This is a genomic window from Aeromonas sp. R6-2 (assembly GCF_040908155.1).
Lineage (GTDB): Bacteria > Pseudomonadota > Gammaproteobacteria > Enterobacterales > Aeromonadaceae > Aeromonas > Aeromonas schubertii.
The window spans coordinates 98648-113990 of sequence record NZ_JBFODE010000065.1; the positions used below are offsets into that span (position 1 = coordinate 98648).

The following is a 15343-nucleotide window of genomic DNA, read 5'->3' on the forward strand; positions in this document are numbered from 1 at the left end:
GCCATTACGCTTGTTAGAGAAACCGGTAACCGGAGAGCGGAGGCTTCCATGCTGATACGTCACAAACTCATCCTCAACTCCATCATGGTGGCCGCCGCCATGCTGGTGCTGAGCGCCCTATTCTACTACTCGGGCCAGGTCAAACAGCGCCTGTTCGATGCGCAGCAAAACGTGCTGCTGCAAGAGCAGGCCATTCTCAGGCTACGCCAGGCCCAGACAGACTTCTTGCTGAACAAACAGATGACAGAGACCGAACACTTCAAGCAGGAGATGGCCGATTTCCACCGGCGTAACGACCTGCTGCAAGAAGATGAGAACCTCAAACAGGTTCGCCCCGAGCTTGCCAGTCTCGACAATCTGATGACCCAGTATGACGGCTACTTCACCGCATTGGTGACCCAGATGCAGAAGATAGGTCTGACCCCGGAAGAGGGGCTCTACGGCAGACTGCGCAACGCTATCCACAACGTCGAGGAGTCCCTCAAGAGCCATGAACAGGCGGAGCTGATGATCCCCATGCTCCAACTGCGTCGCACCGAGAAAGACTTCATGCTGCGCAGCGATCTCAAGTATCTGGGCAAGTTTGAAGAGCTGCATCGCGGCTTTATGGAAGCCCTGCAGACGATCCCCGAAGCGGAGCGGGCACAGGTACTGGCCGCCAGTGACCAGTATCGACGCGACTTTGTCGCTCTGGTGCAGGGCATGCAGGAGCTCGGACTCAGTGAACATGAGGGTCTGCAAGAGAAGCTGCACGGGGTCGTAGAGGGGGCGGTGCAGGCACTGGCCGAGACCAATGGCAAGATAGCAACCCTGCTGGAAGAGCGTACCACGCTCCTGGGGAACCTGATGCTGTTGTGTGGTGCCGTCATCATTCTCTGTGTCGGCGCCATGAGCACCCTGCTCGGCCGCAGCATCGACCACCCCATCTCCAGGGTCAACGAGACGGTCAACCGAATCCGCCAGGACAACGATCTGCGGCTCAAGATCGCTCTGAATGGCCAGGACGAGATGGCCCAGTTGGCCGGCAATCTGGACGTGATGCTGGATGGCTTTCGCGATCTGTTGGGTGAGGTAAAGCGCAGTGCCGACACCCTGACCCAGGCCTCCGGTCACCTCTCCGGCAACGTTCGCCGCGCCAGTGAGGGGGCCAGCCGTCAGCTGCAGGAGACCGACATGGTCGCCACCGCCTCCAATGAGATGGGCGCCACCATCGAAGAGATCGCCCGCAACACGGAGCAGGCGGCCGCCAACGCCCAGATGACCAACCAGAAGGCACAGGAGGGACGCAGCGCCGTCAGCAATACGGTCGAGCAGATCGATTCCCTGGCCGAGAACCTCAGCGAATCCGTGGGTGAGGTAACCAAGCTGCAAGCCGCCAGCCAGACCATAGGGTCGGTGCTCGATGTGATCCGCGGTATCGCCGAGCAGACCAACCTGCTGGCCCTCAATGCCGCCATCGAGGCGGCCCGTGCCGGTGAGCAGGGGCGTGGCTTTGCCGTGGTGGCCGACGAGGTGCGCTCCCTGGCCAATCGCACTCAACAGTCGACCCAGGAGATCGCCGCCATCATCGCCTCTCTGCAGCAGCAGACCGGCAGCATGGTGCAGCTGATGGAAACCTGCCGGGAGCAGGGCATGAACAGCGCCTCTCAGGCGGCGGGAGCGGGCCAGCTACTCGATCAAATCACCGAGGATGTCACCCGCATCATGGACATGAGCACCCAGATTGCCACGGCTATCGAGGAGCAGAGCCTGGTGGCCCAGGAGGTGAACCGCAATGTCACCAACATTCGCGATATCGCCGAGGAGTCGAGCAAGATGGCCGAAGAGAACGCACACTCCAGCCAGGAACTGAGCCAGCAGGCCAACCGCCTCAATCAGGCGGTCTCCCGCTATCGGGTCTAGCCGGTCAGTCGCTCCAGCTCGCCGATGAGCCACAGCGCCTCATCCCGATTCGTGCCACAGACATCTGGCATCGGCTTGAAACCGCCGCACACGGCGGGGCGCTCGGGATGACCGAAGATCTTGCAGCCCAACCGCTCGTCGAGCTGCACACAGGGGACCCCGGCCAGCTTTCCTTCCGGCATGCCGGGGATGGGCGAGGTAATGCTGGGGGCGATACAGCAGGCGGCGCAGCCGGCACGGCATTCCATAGGGATACTCCGATAACGAGACGGCCCATCACTGGATGGGCCGTCTTGCGTCTTGCTGAAGGAAGAGATCAGAGGATGATGTCACGCACCACATCATCCTTGCGCTCCAGATAGTGGATCGACTTGATGCGGCGAATGGTGCGGGACTTGCCGCGGATCAGCAGGGTCTCGGTGGTGGCCATCTTGCCATCGCTGGTGATGCCGTCGAGGAGATCCCCCTTGGTGATCCCGGTGGCAGAGAAGATGACGTTATCATTCTTGGCCATGTCTTCCAGCTTCAGCACCTGACCGACCTGGATGCCGAGGGCCTCGCAGCGGGCCACTTCCTGCTCACCCAGGGCGCGAATCTCGGGGCTCTCCCCCTTGACCAGGTGGCGCGGCACCAGACGGGCCTGCATATCACCGCCCAGGGCGCGGATCACGGCGGCGGAGATGACCCCCTCCGGTGCGCCGCCGATGCCGTAGAGCATGTCGACTTCATTATCCGGCAGGCAGGTCAGTACAGAGGCCGCCACGTCACCGTCGGGGATCGCAAACACCCGCACGCCGAGCCCTTGCATCTCCTTGATCGCCTTCTCGTGGCGCGGCTTGGCCAGGGTGATGACGGTGAGGCGCGACAGGGGTTTGCCGAGTGCCTTGGCCACCGCCTTGAGGTTCAGCTCCAGAGCCAGATTGAGGTCGATGACCCCCTTGGCCTGGGGACCCACCACCAGCTTCTCCATGTACATGTCAGGCGCCTTGAGGAAGGTCCCCTTGTCACCCACGGCCAGCACGGCCAGGGCGTTGGCCTGACCCATGGCGGTCATGCGGGTTCCCTCGATCGGGTCAACGGCGATGTCTACCGCATCTCCTTCACCGGTACCGACCTTCTCGCCGATATAGAGCATGGGCGCCTCGTCGATCTCCCCCTCACCGATGACCACTTCCCCGTCGATGCTGATCTGGTTGAGAATATGGCGCATGGCCGCAACCGCGGCACCATCCGCAATATTCTTGTCACCCCGCCCGAGCCACTTGTAGCCGGCCAGCGCGGCGGCTTCGGTCACTCGGGAAAACTCGATTGCCAGTTCACGTCTCATCGCATACCCAACCTAGGAACCTTAAAAACGGGCGGCATTCTACCACACGGGCAAACCTTTGCGCATAAAACTCACGCTTCGCCACCGAAAAGAGCTCAGATTAATAAAAAACCATAAAAAGTGACACCAACTCGTCATGGACCAGTCACCGAACTGTCATCCCCCCTGCCTAGCATGGCCTCGCTTTCACTGGCTAATGCTTGCAACTTCAAGGAATGACAATGAAAAAACTGACCCTCATCGCGCTGGCCATGACCGGCGCCATTCAGGCCCAGGCTGCCGAAGTCTACAAGAACGATACCATGGCCCTGGACCTCTACGGTCGTATCTATGCCGGCCACTTCTTCGGCGACAAGAAGGAGCTGGATACCAACGGCGCCATCAAGAACGACTACAGCGCCAAGCAGGGCGCCAATCAGTTCGTGCGCTTCGGTGCCAAGGCCGAGAGCCAGATCCAGAGTGGCCTGAAGGCCCTGGCTCAGTATGAAGTGCAGATGTATATCAACGACAGCGAGAAGACCATCAGCGAAAACAGCGACAACCTGCGTACTCGCCTGGCCTTCGCCGGTGTAGGTGCCGACTGGGGTACCGTTACCTTCGGTCGTCAGAAGGGAGCCATGGGCTTTCTGGCCGACTGGACCGACGTCTCCCTCTCCGATGGTTATGGCAACGACGCCCTGGGCGCCAAGACCGATACCTTTGCCACCAACCGTGCCGGCTCCGTGCTGAAGTACTCTGGCCTGTTCAACGGCCTGCAGTTCGATGCCAGCTACAAGTTTGACGGCGGCGACACCGAAGAGACCACCAGCAAAGAGAGCGACGCCGCCTATGGCGCTGCCCTGGCCTACACCTTCCCGTTCAACCTCTCTCTGGGTACCGCCTACAACGTGGGCCAGCGCGACAAGAGCGGCGAGAAGGATGCCAAGCTGTGGCTCATCTCTGCCAAATACGACAACAAGGCCGCCTACGCCGCCCTGAGCTACGCCGACGGTTCTGACTTCCTGGCCACCGGCAAGGATCACACCGGTTGGGAAGCCGCGCTGGGCTACAACTTCGAAAATGGCTTCGGTCTGATGGCCCTGTGGAACAAGCAGAAGGTCGAGCAGAGCGGCAAGGCCGATACCGACACCGTCGACTACTACACCCTGGGCGCCCAGTACAAGTTCAACAAGAACCTGCGTGTCATCGGTGAATACCGCATCAACAATCTGGACAGCACTCCGGGCAAGGCAACCGCCAACCAGGATGACTTCCAGCTGGCAGCCCGTTACGACTTCTAATCGCGTTCCATGCTTCCACCCGGCCAGCCTCGCTGTGCCGGGCTTTTTATTCCACCGCCGGGTAGCGGTACTCTCCTCCCCGGAACGTCGCCCAGAGACAATCCCCCATATCGAAGTGCCACCACTCTCCCGGGTAGTTGGTAAATCCTTCGCCGGCCATGCTCCAGAAGAGCAGGCGCCGGTTATCACGAATATTCAGTCGCCGTGACTCGGCCATGCCCGGGACCGGGTGCTCGAAGCGGTCGGTCCCGGCCAGCTCGGTCAGATCATCGAAGGGAGTGCCAAAGTCGAGGGGTTCACCGCTCTCCACACAGTGGACCAGCAGGTCGATCGCCCCACCCGATAGGTGAGGAGGCACAGGGTAGTGGCCGGGATCCGAGGGGTGGGCGCAGAAGCGGCGAGTCTCCCGCTCTATCTCCTCACCCGACCAGGCCGGGTTGGCGACAGCGATCTCATCCCGAATCCGCTCGAAGATGGCCAGAGAGGTAGTACGGCTGCGAAAGCCATCCAGCAGGGTCAGCCCCAACCCTTGCGGGAGCCCGTCCACCACCCGTTCCAATGCGCGCACCAGCGGAGCGCGCAGGCGAATCGCAGGCTCACTCCCCGCCAGACCCAAACGATGATAGACAGGGTCGATGCGCAGACGTGCCGAGGCCTTCAGAGGTAGCAAGGGGTCCGATGGCTGCAGGGCCAATCGCTCTGCCGGGGTCGCCGGCGGATAATCATGAGAGATGGGGGGGAAGGACATGAAATGGGCTCCTCTTGGCAAGGAGCCCATTTGAGCCGAGTCGCACCCGGGGTGCAACCCTTACAGGCTGGGCAGCATGCCGGCCGGCAGCAGATCGTTGTAGCTGGCGGTGCCAAGCAGGCTCGCCGCCGCCTCGATGTCCGGGGCGAAGTACCTGTCCTTGTCGTAGAAGGGCACCTGGGCGCGCAGGCGTCCCTTGGCCGCCTCCACCCCTTCACTGGCGCGCAGCGGGGCACGGAAATCCAGCCCCTGGGCGGCAGCCAGCAGCTCGACCGCCAGGATGCCGCGGGTGTTCTCGGCCATGTCCGCCAGCCGGCGACCGGCGAAGGTGGCCATGGAGACGTGATCTTCCTGGTTGGCGGAGGTGGGCAGGCTGTCCACCGAGGCCGGGTGAGCCAGCGTCTTGTTCTCGGAGGCGAGCGCCGCCGAGGTGACCTGGGCGATCATAAAGCCGGAATTCACACCCCCATTGTTGACCAGGAAGGGAGGCAGGCCCGACATGCGCGAGTCGATGAGCAGGGCCATGCGACGCTCCGACAGAGAGCCGATCTCGGCGATGGCCAGCGCCAGGTTGTCGGCGGCGAAGGCCACGGGTTCTGCGTGGAAGTTGCCGCCGGAGATGATCTCCTCGTCATCGGCAAACACCAACGGATTGTCGGAGACCGAGTTGGCTTCACACACCAGTACCTCGGCGGCCTGGCGGATCTGGGTCAGGCAGGCGCCCATCACCTGGGGCTGGCAGCGCAGGGAGTAGGGATCCTGCACCTTCTCGCAGTTGTGGTGGGACATGCCGATCTCGCTGAGATCCCCGAGCAGGTGGCGATAGCAGGTGGCCGCGTCGATTTGCCCGCGCTGGCCGCGCACCGAGTGGATGCGGGCATCGAACGGACGGCGGCTGCCCAGCGCCGCCTCGACGCTCATGGCGCCGATGACGGTGGCGCCGGCGAACAGATCCTCGGCGTGGAACAGCCCCTCCAGGGCAAAGGCGGTGCTCGCCTGGGTGCCGTTGAGCAGGGCCAGCCCCTCTTTCGGCACCAGGGCAATGGGCTCGAGCCCGGCGATACGCAGAGCCTCGGACGCGGCGATCTCGCGCCCGTCGTGGCGAGCCTTGCCTTCACCGATCAACAGGCAGCTCATATGGGCCAGGGGCGCCAGGTCGCCGGAGGCACCGACGGAGCCCTTCTTCGGCACCAGGGGATAGACGCCGGCGTTGACCAGCTTCATCAGGGCCTCGAGCACCAGTGGCCTGATGCCAGAAAAACCACGGGCGAGCGAGTTGAGTTTGAGCACCATCATCAGGCGCACGGTGGCGTCTGACATGTACTCGCCGATGCCGGCGGCGTGGGAGAGCACGATGGAGCGCTGCAGCTCGTCGAGCTGATCCACCGGGATCCGGGTGTTGGCCAACAGGCCAAAGCCGGTGTTGATGCCGTACACCACGCGGCCCTGCTCGATCACCCGGGAGACGGTGTCGGCGGAGGCCTGGATCGCCGGCAGGGCGGCCGGGTTCAAGGAGAGGTGGACCGGCTCACGGCTGACGCGGCGCAGGGTGGCGAGATCCAGCTCGCCCGGGGTAATGGTCAGTTCAAACATCTTGGTTCACCTTCTTGACGCCGTCGGCGCCGTCGATCATCGGCAGATCCAGCCCCTGCTCGCGGGCACATTCGATGGCAATCTCGTAACCGGCGTCGGCGTGACGCATCACCCCGGTGCCCGGGTCGTTGCGCAGCACCCGGCCGACGCGGCGAGCCGCATCATCGCTACCGTCACAGACGATCACCACCCCGGAGTGCTGGGAGAAGCCCATGCCGACCCCGCCACCGTGGTGCAGAGAGACCCAGGTCGCACCGCCGGCGGTGTTGAGCAGGGCGTTGAGCAGCGGCCAGTCGGAGACGGCATCGGAGCCGTCCATCATGGACTCGGTCTCGCGGTTCGGGCTCGCCACCGAGCCCGAATCCAGGTGGTCGCGGCCGATGACGATGGGGGCCTTCAGCTCACCGTTTCGCACCATCTCGTTGAAGGCCAGCCCGAGGCGTACCCGATCTTTCAGGCCGACCCAGCAGATCCGTGCCGGCAGGCCCTGGAAGGCGATGCGCTCACGGGCCATGTCGAGCCAGTTGTGCAGGTGGGGATCGTCCGGGATCAGCTCCTTGACCTTCTGATCGGTCTTGTAGATATCTTCCGGATCGCCGGAGAGGGCCACCCAGCGGAACGGGCCGATTCCCTGGCAGAACAGCGGACGGATATAGGCCGGGACGAAGCCGGGGAAGTCGAAGGCATTCTTGACCCCCTCCTCCAGCGCCATCTGGCGGATGTTATTGCCATAGTCGAGCGTGGCGGCACCACGGGCCTGCAGGGCCAGCATGGCCTCGACCTGGCGAGCCATGGAGCGGCGGGCGGCCACGTTGACCTCTTGCGGCGCGCTCTGTTGCAGCGCGCGCCACTGGGCCAGGCTCCAGCCCTGGGGCAGGTAGCCGTGAATGGGATCATGGGCGGAGGTCTGGTCGGTCACCACGTCCGGGGTGATACCGCGGGCTACCAGCTCGGCGAACACGTCGGCGGCATTGCCGAGCAGGCCGACCGAGACGGCGGTGCCGCTCTGCCTGGCTTCCTCGACCATGGCCAGCGCCTCATCCAGGGTGTGGGCCTTCTTGTCGACGTAGCGGGTCTTGAGGCGAAAATCGATGCGGGTCTCGTCGCACTCCACGGCGATCATGGAGAAGCCGGCCATGGTGGCCGCCAGGGGCTGGGCGCCGCCCATGCCGCCGAGGCCCCCGGTCAGGATCCAGCGCCCCTTCGGTTCGCCGTTGAAGTGCTGGTTAGCCACCGCGAAGAAGGTCTCGTAGGTGCCCTGCACTATGCCCTGGGTGCCGATGTAGATCCAGGAGCCGGCGGTCATCTGGCCGTACATCATCAAGCCCTTCTTATCGAGCTCGTTGAAGTGCTCCCAGTTGGCCCAGTGCGGCACCAGGTTGGAGTTGGCGATCAGCACCCGCGGGGCGTCCTTGTGGGTCTGGAACACGCCCGCCGGCTTGCCCGACTGCACCAGCAGGGTCTGATCGTCCTCGAGGCGAGTCAGCACCTCGACGATCTTGTCGAAGCAGGCCCAGTTGCGGGCGGCGCGACCGATACCGCCGTACACCACCAGAGACTGGGGATGCTCCGCCACGTCAGGATCCAGGTTGTTCATCAACATGCGCAGGGGCGCTTCGGTGAGCCAGCTCTTGGCGGTCAGCTGCGTCCCATGGGGGGCCCGGATGATCCGGTTGGGATCATGACGAGGATCCTGGTGTTGCTCGGACATAGACACTCCTTGTGTATGGATTCGGTCACTACTTGGTTAACTGATGGACCAGACGGGCCGCCACGCGGGCGCTGCGGCTGTCGAGATCCAGGTTCGGGTTGTACTCGGCCAGATCGGCGAGCCTGAGCTTGCCGCTGGCCCGGATATGGGCGATGAGCGGTTCGATAACCGCCAGCTCGACGCCGCGGGCGGCGGGGGCACTCACCCCCGGCATCACGGCGGCGGGCAGCACGTCGAGATCGATGGTCAGATAGAGGTGGTCACAGCGGGCCATAAAGGTATCCAGCCCCGCCAGCAGCACCGGCAGATCGGCCTGGGTCATGGCCTCGTCCAGCAGGTGCCACACCCCCAGCGCCTCGGCGCGGGCAAACAGGGCCGCCGTGTTGGCGGTCTCGGCCACCCCGAGGCAGGCATAGGTAAAGGGGGAGCCTTGCGCCGCGCACTGCTCGGCGATCTGGAAGAAGGGGGTGCCGGAGCTCGCCTGCTCCTGCTTCATGCGCAGGTCGAAGTGGGCGTCGAAGTTGATGATGCCCACCCTGCCCTGGCCGCCCAGATGGCGGTTGAGGCCACTCCAGCTGCCGAAGGCCACCTCGTGGCCGCCCCCCAGCACCAACGGGAAGTGGCCCAGATCGAGCGCGCTCGCGACCCGTTCGGCCAGACGGCCATGGGCGGCGTCGAGATCGCCGTCCTCACAGCGCACGTCGCCACCGTCGTAGACAGGCTGACTCAGGTGCCAGGCGGTGTTGGCGAGCAGCTTGCGAATGGCCAGCGGCGCACCGGCGGCGCCGACTCGACCCTTGTTGCGGCGTACCCCCTCGTCACAGGCAAAGCCGAGCAGCACCACGCCGGGCGCCTCGCCCTGCCAGGGCTGCGCCTCTTGCCAAGGCAGAACTTTGTCGTGCCAGCGCAGGGCCAGGACACCGTCTTCCGGGTCCTGACGACCCTGCCATACCTGCATCTCGCTCATACCAGGCCTCCCAGGGTTTCCTGTCCTTTCACCACCCGCGCCACCAGCTGGTCGACGCCGACCTGATAGGCGAGCTCGGCCGGGTGGGCGCACGACCAGACCAGGAAGTCGGCCTCCATGCCCACCTTGAGCTGACCCAGTCCTGCTTCACCGAGCGCCGTGGCGCCGTGGCGGGTGACGCCGCACAGCGCCTCTTCCGGGGTGAGACGAAACAGGGTGCAGGCCATGTTCATGGCCAGACGCAGGGAGACCAGCGGCGAGGTGCCGGGGTTGATGTCGGAGGCAACCGCGATGGGCACGCCGGCCTCGCGCAGCGCCTGCACCGGCGGCAAGGTGGTGTCGCGCAGGAAGTAGAAGGCGCCGGGCAGCAGCACCGCCACCGTGCCGCTCTCGGCCAGGGCGGCGATGCCGGCGGCATCCAGGTGTTCCAGGTGATCCACCGAGAGGGCGCGGTAGCGGGCGGCGAGCCCGCTGCCGCCCAGATTGGAGAGCTGCTCCATGTGCCCCTTGACCGGCAGGCCGTGGGCACGGGCAGCGGCGAAGACTCGCTCGCACTGGGCCAGGTTGAAGGCGATCCCCTCGCAGAAGACATCGACCGCATCGGCCAGCCCCTCGGCGGCGGCAATCGGGATCAGCTGGTCGCAGATGAGATCGACCCAGCCATCTGCGTCGAACTCGGGCGGCACGGCATGGGCCGCCAGCAGGGTGGTGCGCACCCGCACCGGCAGGGCGCGGCCGAGGCGGCGCGCGACCCGCAGCATCTTGAGCTCATCTTCCAGGGTCAGACCATAGCCGGACTTGATCTCGACCGTGGTGACCCCTTCGCGCAGCAGGCTCTTGAGCCGGCTGGCCGCCAGCGTGAACAGCTCCTCCTCGCTGGCCGCTCGGGTGGCACGCACCGTGCTGAGGATGCCGCCACCCTGGCGGGCGATCTCGCTGTAGGGGACCCCCTGCAACCGCTGCTCGAACTCCGCGGCGCGGCTGCCGGCATAGATGAGGTGGGTGTGGCAGTCGATGAGCCCCGGAGTCGCCAGGCGGCCCTTCATATCCTGCCAGCTCTCGGGGAAGGGCCCGCTCAGCTCGCTCATGGGGATCAGGGCGTGGACTCGGCCCGCTTTCACGCCGAGGGCGTGGGGGCCCAGGAGGTCATAGCCATCGCTCATGGTGGCGGGGATGAGGTTGATCCAGACCCGATCGCAGGCCAACAATTCCTTGTTCATGCCAGACTCCGAAATGTATATACAATTCTTATACAGGAAGTGGCACAGGCAAACCAGATCACTCGTTACAAAGCTGCAACAACGATCACGCTTAGAGTATAGGCACAAAAAACCCGCCGGTCGGGCGGGTCAGTGGAACAGATTAATGTATATACAATCAGGTGAATCGAGTCTGGGAGCGCAGCCGGTAACGATCCCCGGGCGAGAGCAGACGGGCATAGGAGACCAGGCCCCCCTCTGACCAGGTGCGTCGATGCAGCAGCAGACAGGGGGTATCGACCCGCACCTGCAGCAGGGCCGCCTCACCGGCGCTCGGTAACACGGCCTCCACCAGATGCTCCATCTCGGAGAGGGGGCAGACCTGCATCAGATAGGCGTTGGGAGTGAGGATGGTGAAGTCCTGCTCGCCATAGCCGGGCAGGCGCTCGGCATCGACGAAGCGCTCTTCGAGCTGGAGGGGCTCATCATCGGATTGATGGACGATCAGGCTGTGGAAGATGGGGGCGCCAACTCGCAGGCCAAGCTGCACCGCCACCTTCTCATCGGCCCTCTGTTGCTCCAGCCGGATCACCCGGGCACTGTAACGGGCGCCGCGCTCGGCGATCTCGTCCGCGATGTTACGGATCTCGAGCAGGGGTGACTCGGCACGGCGATCTGCCACGAAGCTGCCGGATCCGGCGGTGCGCACCAGCCATCCCTCGGCGGTCAGTTCGCGCAGGGCCTTGTTCACCGTCATGCGGCTAACCGCGAAGCGGTCGCACAGGGCCGCCTCGGTCGGGATGCGATCCCCCGGGTTCAACTCGCCGCGACCGATCGCATCGAGCACAAATTGGCGGATCTGGCGGTAGCGGGGTGCCGTCATCGCCGGGTTCTGGGCTTGATATCGACCCAGGTGCGGTAGAGATCCGGAATCTGCTCAGGACCACTGATGCAGACGTTGAGATCCTGCAGCAGACCATCCTTGATCCCGTAGATCCAACCGTGCACCGCCAACTCCTGACCACGGCGCCAGGCGTTCTGCACTATGGTGGTGTGGCAGACGTTGGAGACCTGCTCGGCCACGTTCAGCTCGCACAGGAAGTCGAAGCGTTCATGCTCATCTTCGACCGCATCGATCTCGCTCTGGTACTTGAAGTAGACATCCTTGATGTTGCGCAGCCAATTGTCGATGAGCCCCAGCTCCTGGTTCTGCATAGCCGCCTTCACCCCACCACAACCGTAGTGGCCGCAGACGATGATGTGCTTCACCTTGAGCACCTCGACCGCATATTGCAGCACGGAGAGGCAGTTGAAGTCGGTGTGGACCACCAGGTTGGCGACGTTGCGGTGCACGAAGACATCCCCCGGCAGCAGCCCCATCAGCTGGTTGGCGGGGACCCGGCTGTCGGAGCAGCCGATCCAGAGGTACTCGGGCGCCTGCTGGGAAGAGAGCTGGGTAAAGAAGTCGGGATCCTCGGCCTTGATCTTCTCGGCCCACTCCCGGTTGTTAACGAACAGCTGGTTCAGCAATTTCACGAAGATTCTCCCTGTCGTGCTCTGCTGCGCACCTTATCACAGGGGATGGCTGGCCAGGCAAGCCCGCATCACAGAGGTGTGACCTCTCCCCGCGGAAACAAGAACAGGGCCCGCAGGCCCTGTTCTTGGCAGATGCCATCAGGCATCCATGGCGTCCTTGAGCTTCTTCAAGGCGTTTTTCTCGAGCTGGCGTACCCGCTCGGCAGAGACGCCGTAGGCGTCGGCCAGCTCCTGCAGGGTCGCCTTGTTCTCCTCATCCAGCCAGCGGGCGCGAATGATGTGCTGGCTGCGCTCATCCAGGGTCGCCAACGCAGAGGCGAGACGGCTGGTAGCGTGATCGTCCCAGTTGTCGCTCTCGAAATTGCTGGCCAGATCCGAGGACTTGTCCTCCAGATAGTGCACCGGGGCGAAGCCATCCTCGTCATCGTCGAGCAGATCGAAGGCCTGATCATGGCCACTCATGCGCGCTTCCATCTCGACCACCTCCTCGGGGGAGACGCCAAGATCGTCGGCCACGGCACGCACTTCCTCCTGACTGAACCAGCCGAGGTGCTTCTTGGCCTTGCGCAGGTTAAAGAAGAGCTTGCGCTGGGCCTTGGTGGTGGCCACCTTGACCATGCGCCAGTTGCGCAGGACATATTCGTGGATCTCGGCCTTGATCCAGTGCACGGCGAAGGAGACCAGACGCACTCCGACACTCGGATCGAAGCGCTTGACCGCCTTCATCAGGCCGATATTGCCTTCCTGAATGAGATCGGCCTGGGGCAGGCCATAACCGGCGTAGCTCTTGGCCACATGAACGACAAAGCGCAGGTGGGACATAACCAGCTGACGGGCAGCCTCGAGATCCCCATCCTGCTGCAGCCGCTCGGCAAGAGCGCGCTCTTCCTCTGCACTGAGCACAGGAATCGTGTTCACCCCCTGGATATAGCTCTCCAGACTGCCTTGCGGAACCAAGGCCATGGTGCGCTGCAATGAAGTTCCCATTGAATACCTCTTTCTTCTCAATCCGGCCAGTCTAACACCCTCAGAGGGGCTGTCTACCAACCAAGGCCCGTAATGGGGGCCAGCTCATGCTAGTGAATCGATGGACGACTCGCAAGGTGTCCATACTGTGAATCACCCAGTGAACTCTCAATGAATAAGCATAAAAAAAGGGGTCACAGTGAAGGACCCCTGAAAAGTAGCATGCTAAGTCCATTGTTGCGGAGCTCGCAACCTTCACATGCTTGCCAAGTCGACACAGGCAGGGCCCTTTGCCACACCCGTAGAAATCCAGTAAGTGAGACTCCTCCCCCGGGGGAAAGTTCACGGATCCTCGAAGATCCTTACCGTCGACATCCACTGTTCAGATTACTGCGAGAATCAATCAGCCGCCAGCGAGGGCACTTCTTGTACTTGATCCGGATCGCAAAATCCAGCGAATTATCCCGCCTATTAAGTCATCATTAATGAATCAGGAGGGTTCGATATCCCGGATATGCCGGTGCACCGAAAACCAGGATGCAATCAGACCCAAGAACGCACCGAGCAGTATCAGGTTGAGTCCATCCACCAACCCCAACCCCATCAGGCGGAACTCGCTGCCATAGAGACCGGCCAGATCGCTCACCACACCCTCACTCCAGAGCACCATCACCTCGGTCAGCCACCAGGCCAACATGCCACCTATGACCCCAAACCAGATGCCGGTATAGAGGAAAGGGCGGTGGATAAAGGCATCGGTGGCCCCCACCAGCTTGAGCACCTCGATCTCGGAGCGCTGGTTGAGGATGTTCAACCGCAAGGTATTGCCGACGATGAGCAACACGGCCGCCAGCAGCAAGACGGCGATACCCGTGATGGTGTGACGCAGCAGCTTGATGATCCCCTGCAGCCGCTCGAGCCACTGCAAATCCAGCTTACCCTGCTCGACACCACTCTCTCCGTTGAGCTTGGCCAGCAGCTCGCTGGCTCCGCCGGGGCTGCGCCAGCGCGGATCCGGCACCACGATCAGCACGGGCGGGAGCGGATTGCCGTCGAGATAGTCGAGGGCATCACCAAAACCGGAGAGTTCGCGAAACTCGGCCAGCGACTTGTCCCGGCTCATATAGTCCACACTGTCCACCTCGGGATACATCAGGATGCGCTTGCGCAGCGCCAAGATGTTCTCTTCGGGTAGGTCCTTGCGCAGGTAGAGGGTGATCTGGGAGCTGTCTTGCCAGCCGCTCTCCACCTTCTCGGCATTCTTGAGCAATACGTGGAAGCAGGAGGGAAGTGCCAGACTCACACCGAGCACGGCCAGCGTCATCATGGTCGCGAGGGGATAGCGCCACAGCTCCCCCAGGCTGGAGAAGGCCTGACGCAGGTGATCCACCCAATACATGGCAAAGCGGCGCAGCGGCGGCTGCTTGTGACGGACGACCCCCATTATGCCTCCCTCTCCTGCGAATACATGCGACCGGCCTTGAGCGTCAGAGTCCGGTAACGCATACGGGCGATGAGACCCAGATCATGGGTGGCAATCAGTACCGACACCCCGACCCGGTTGAACTCCTCAAACAGACGCATGATGTCCATGGAGAGCTGGGGATCCAGATTACCGGTCGGCTCATCCGCCAGCAGCAGGGGCGGCTTGTTGACGATGGCACGGGCAATCCCCACCCGCTGCTGCTCACCACCGGAGAGCATACGCGGCTGGTAGCGCTCCTTGCCGAGCAGGCCCACCTTGTCGAGGGCCGCCGCCACCCGCCGGACTATATCCCCATGACCATAGCCATCGATCACCAGCGGCAGGGCAACGTTGTCAAACACGGTTCTGTCCATCAGCAGGCGGTGATCCTGGAAGATCATGCCGATCTGGCGCCGCACATAGGGGATATAGCGACGGTCGAGGCGGGTCACCTCGTCTCCGTGGAAGAAGATACGCCCGTCGCTGGGGCGTTCCATCACGCTGATGAGTTTGAGCAGGGTACTCTTGCCCGCTCCCGAGTGACCGGTGAGGAAGGCCATCTCTCCCTTGCGCAGGTGAAAGCTCACCTTCTGCAAGGCCTGATGACCACCGCTGTAGACCTTGCTGACCTGTTCAAAACGAATCATGT

At 63.2% G+C, this 15343-nt stretch carries 14 protein-coding genes; 2 read left to right on the forward strand and 12 right to left on the reverse strand.

Annotated elements, in window-relative coordinates; all coding sequences use genetic code 11:
• Positions 1-48: 48 nt before the first annotated feature.
• Entirely contained in the window at positions 49-1902 is a 1854-nt protein-coding gene (locus tag AB5Y48_RS17875; protein WP_136614490.1) for a methyl-accepting chemotaxis protein, read from the forward strand.
• Here the strand turns inward: AB5Y48_RS17875 and AB5Y48_RS17880 are convergent.
• Complete coding sequence (locus tag AB5Y48_RS17880) at positions 1899-2150, reverse strand: YkgJ family cysteine cluster protein (protein ID WP_368165341.1); 252 nt, start codon at positions 2148-2150, stop codon at positions 1899-1901. The genes AB5Y48_RS17875 and AB5Y48_RS17880 overlap by 4 nt on opposite strands.
• Positions 2151-2218: 68 nt before the next feature.
• The gene (glpX, locus tag AB5Y48_RS17885) at positions 2219-3229 is read right to left on the reverse strand and encodes a class II fructose-bisphosphatase (RefSeq protein WP_050666377.1); all 1011 of its coding nucleotides are present in this window, start codon (positions 3227-3229) and stop codon (positions 2219-2221) included.
• Positions 3230-3450: 221 nt separating this feature from the next.
• On the opposite strand from glpX, the gene AB5Y48_RS17890 reads away from it, so the two are divergent.
• The gene (locus AB5Y48_RS17890) at positions 3451-4509 is read left to right on the forward strand and encodes a porin (protein ID WP_060583440.1); all 1059 of its coding nucleotides are present in this window, start codon (positions 3451-3453) and stop codon (positions 4507-4509) included.
• Between the two features lie 46 nt (positions 4510-4555).
• On the opposite strand, the gene AB5Y48_RS17895 is transcribed toward AB5Y48_RS17890, so the two are convergent.
• The 10 genes from AB5Y48_RS17895 to ftsE form a co-directional block, all read right to left on the reverse strand.
• Positions 4556-5257 (reverse strand): M15 family metallopeptidase, encoded by a 702-nt coding sequence (locus AB5Y48_RS17895; RefSeq protein ID WP_368165344.1) that lies wholly within the window; start codon positions 5255-5257, stop codon positions 4556-4558.
• Positions 5258-5317: 60 nt separating this feature from the next.
• Entirely contained in the window at positions 5318-6850 is a 1533-nt protein-coding gene (gene hutH, locus AB5Y48_RS17900; RefSeq protein WP_368165346.1) for a histidine ammonia-lyase, read from the reverse strand.
• Positions 6843-8561: a urocanate hydratase gene (gene hutU / locus AB5Y48_RS17905; protein ID WP_050666373.1), complete on the reverse strand. Its 1719-nt coding sequence runs from the start codon at positions 8559-8561 to the stop codon at positions 6843-6845. Before hutU ends, hutH begins: the two co-directional genes overlap by 8 nt.
• A 28-nt stretch (positions 8562-8589) precedes the next feature.
• On the reverse strand, positions 8590-9528 hold the full coding sequence (gene hutG, locus AB5Y48_RS17910) for a formimidoylglutamase (RefSeq protein WP_368165348.1): 939 nt from the start codon (positions 9526-9528) through the stop codon (positions 8590-8592).
• Entirely contained in the window at positions 9525-10748 is a 1224-nt protein-coding gene (gene hutI / locus AB5Y48_RS17915) for an imidazolonepropionase (RefSeq protein ID WP_368165350.1), read from the reverse strand. The genes hutG and hutI overlap by 4 nt, the downstream gene beginning before the upstream one ends.
• 157 nt (positions 10749-10905) lie before the next feature.
• Complete coding sequence (gene hutC / locus AB5Y48_RS17920; RefSeq protein WP_224160473.1) at positions 10906-11610, reverse strand: histidine utilization repressor; 705 nt, start codon at positions 11608-11610, stop codon at positions 10906-10908.
• Positions 11607-12263, reverse strand: coding sequence for a carbonate dehydratase (gene can / locus AB5Y48_RS17925; RefSeq protein WP_050666369.1), 657 nt, complete (start codon positions 12261-12263; stop codon positions 11607-11609). Before can ends, hutC begins: the two co-directional genes overlap by 4 nt.
• A gap of 138 nt (positions 12264-12401) precedes the next feature.
• The gene (rpoH, locus tag AB5Y48_RS17930; RefSeq protein ID WP_136614496.1) at positions 12402-13250 is read right to left on the reverse strand and encodes an RNA polymerase sigma factor RpoH; all 849 of its coding nucleotides are present in this window, start codon (positions 13248-13250) and stop codon (positions 12402-12404) included.
• 469 nt (positions 13251-13719) lie between these two features.
• Positions 13720-14673, reverse strand: coding sequence for a permease-like cell division protein FtsX (gene ftsX, locus AB5Y48_RS17935; protein ID WP_050666367.1), 954 nt, complete (start codon positions 14671-14673; stop codon positions 13720-13722).
• Positions 14673-15341: a cell division ATP-binding protein FtsE gene (gene ftsE, locus AB5Y48_RS17940; protein ID WP_050666366.1), complete on the reverse strand. Its 669-nt coding sequence runs from the start codon at positions 15339-15341 to the stop codon at positions 14673-14675. Before ftsE ends, ftsX begins: the two co-directional genes overlap by 1 nt.
• Between the last annotated feature and the right edge of the window lie 2 nt (positions 15342-15343).

Excerpts from the sequence above, each read along its gene's own strand:
- AB5Y48_RS17875 (WP_136614490.1), top strand. The coding sequence starts at position 49 with ATGCTGATACGTCACAAACTCATCCTCAACTCCATCATGGTGGCCGCC.
- AB5Y48_RS17880 (WP_368165341.1), bottom strand. The coding sequence starts at position 2,150 with ATGGAATGCCGTGCCGGCTGCGCCGCCTGCTGTATCGCCCCCAGCATT.
- glpX (WP_050666377.1), bottom strand. The coding sequence starts at position 3,229 with ATGAGACGTGAACTGGCAATCGAGTTTTCCCGAGTGACCGAAGCCGCC.
- AB5Y48_RS17890 (WP_060583440.1), top strand. The coding sequence starts at position 3,451 with ATGAAAAAACTGACCCTCATCGCGCTGGCCATGACCGGCGCCATTCAG.
- AB5Y48_RS17895 (WP_368165344.1), bottom strand. The coding sequence starts at position 5,257 with ATGTCCTTCCCCCCCATCTCTCATGATTATCCGCCGGCGACCCCGGCA.
- hutH (WP_368165346.1), bottom strand. The coding sequence starts at position 6,850 with ATGTTTGAACTGACCATTACCCCGGGCGAGCTGGATCTCGCCACCCTG.
- hutU (WP_050666373.1), bottom strand. The coding sequence starts at position 8,561 with ATGTCCGAGCAACACCAGGATCCTCGTCATGATCCCAACCGGATCATC.
- hutG (WP_368165348.1), bottom strand. The coding sequence starts at position 9,528 with ATGAGCGAGATGCAGGTATGGCAGGGTCGTCAGGACCCGGAAGACGGT.
- hutI (WP_368165350.1), bottom strand. The coding sequence starts at position 10,748 with ATGAACAAGGAATTGTTGGCCTGCGATCGGGTCTGGATCAACCTCATC.
- hutC (WP_224160473.1), bottom strand. The coding sequence starts at position 11,610 with ATGACGGCACCCCGCTACCGCCAGATCCGCCAATTTGTGCTCGATGCG.
- rpoH (WP_136614496.1), bottom strand. The coding sequence starts at position 13,250 with ATGGGAACTTCATTGCAGCGCACCATGGCCTTGGTTCCGCAAGGCAGT.
- ftsX (WP_050666367.1), bottom strand. The coding sequence starts at position 14,673 with ATGGGGGTCGTCCGTCACAAGCAGCCGCCGCTGCGCCGCTTTGCCATG.
- ftsE (WP_050666366.1), bottom strand. The coding sequence starts at position 15,341 with ATGATTCGTTTTGAACAGGTCAGCAAGGTCTACAGCGGTGGTCATCAG.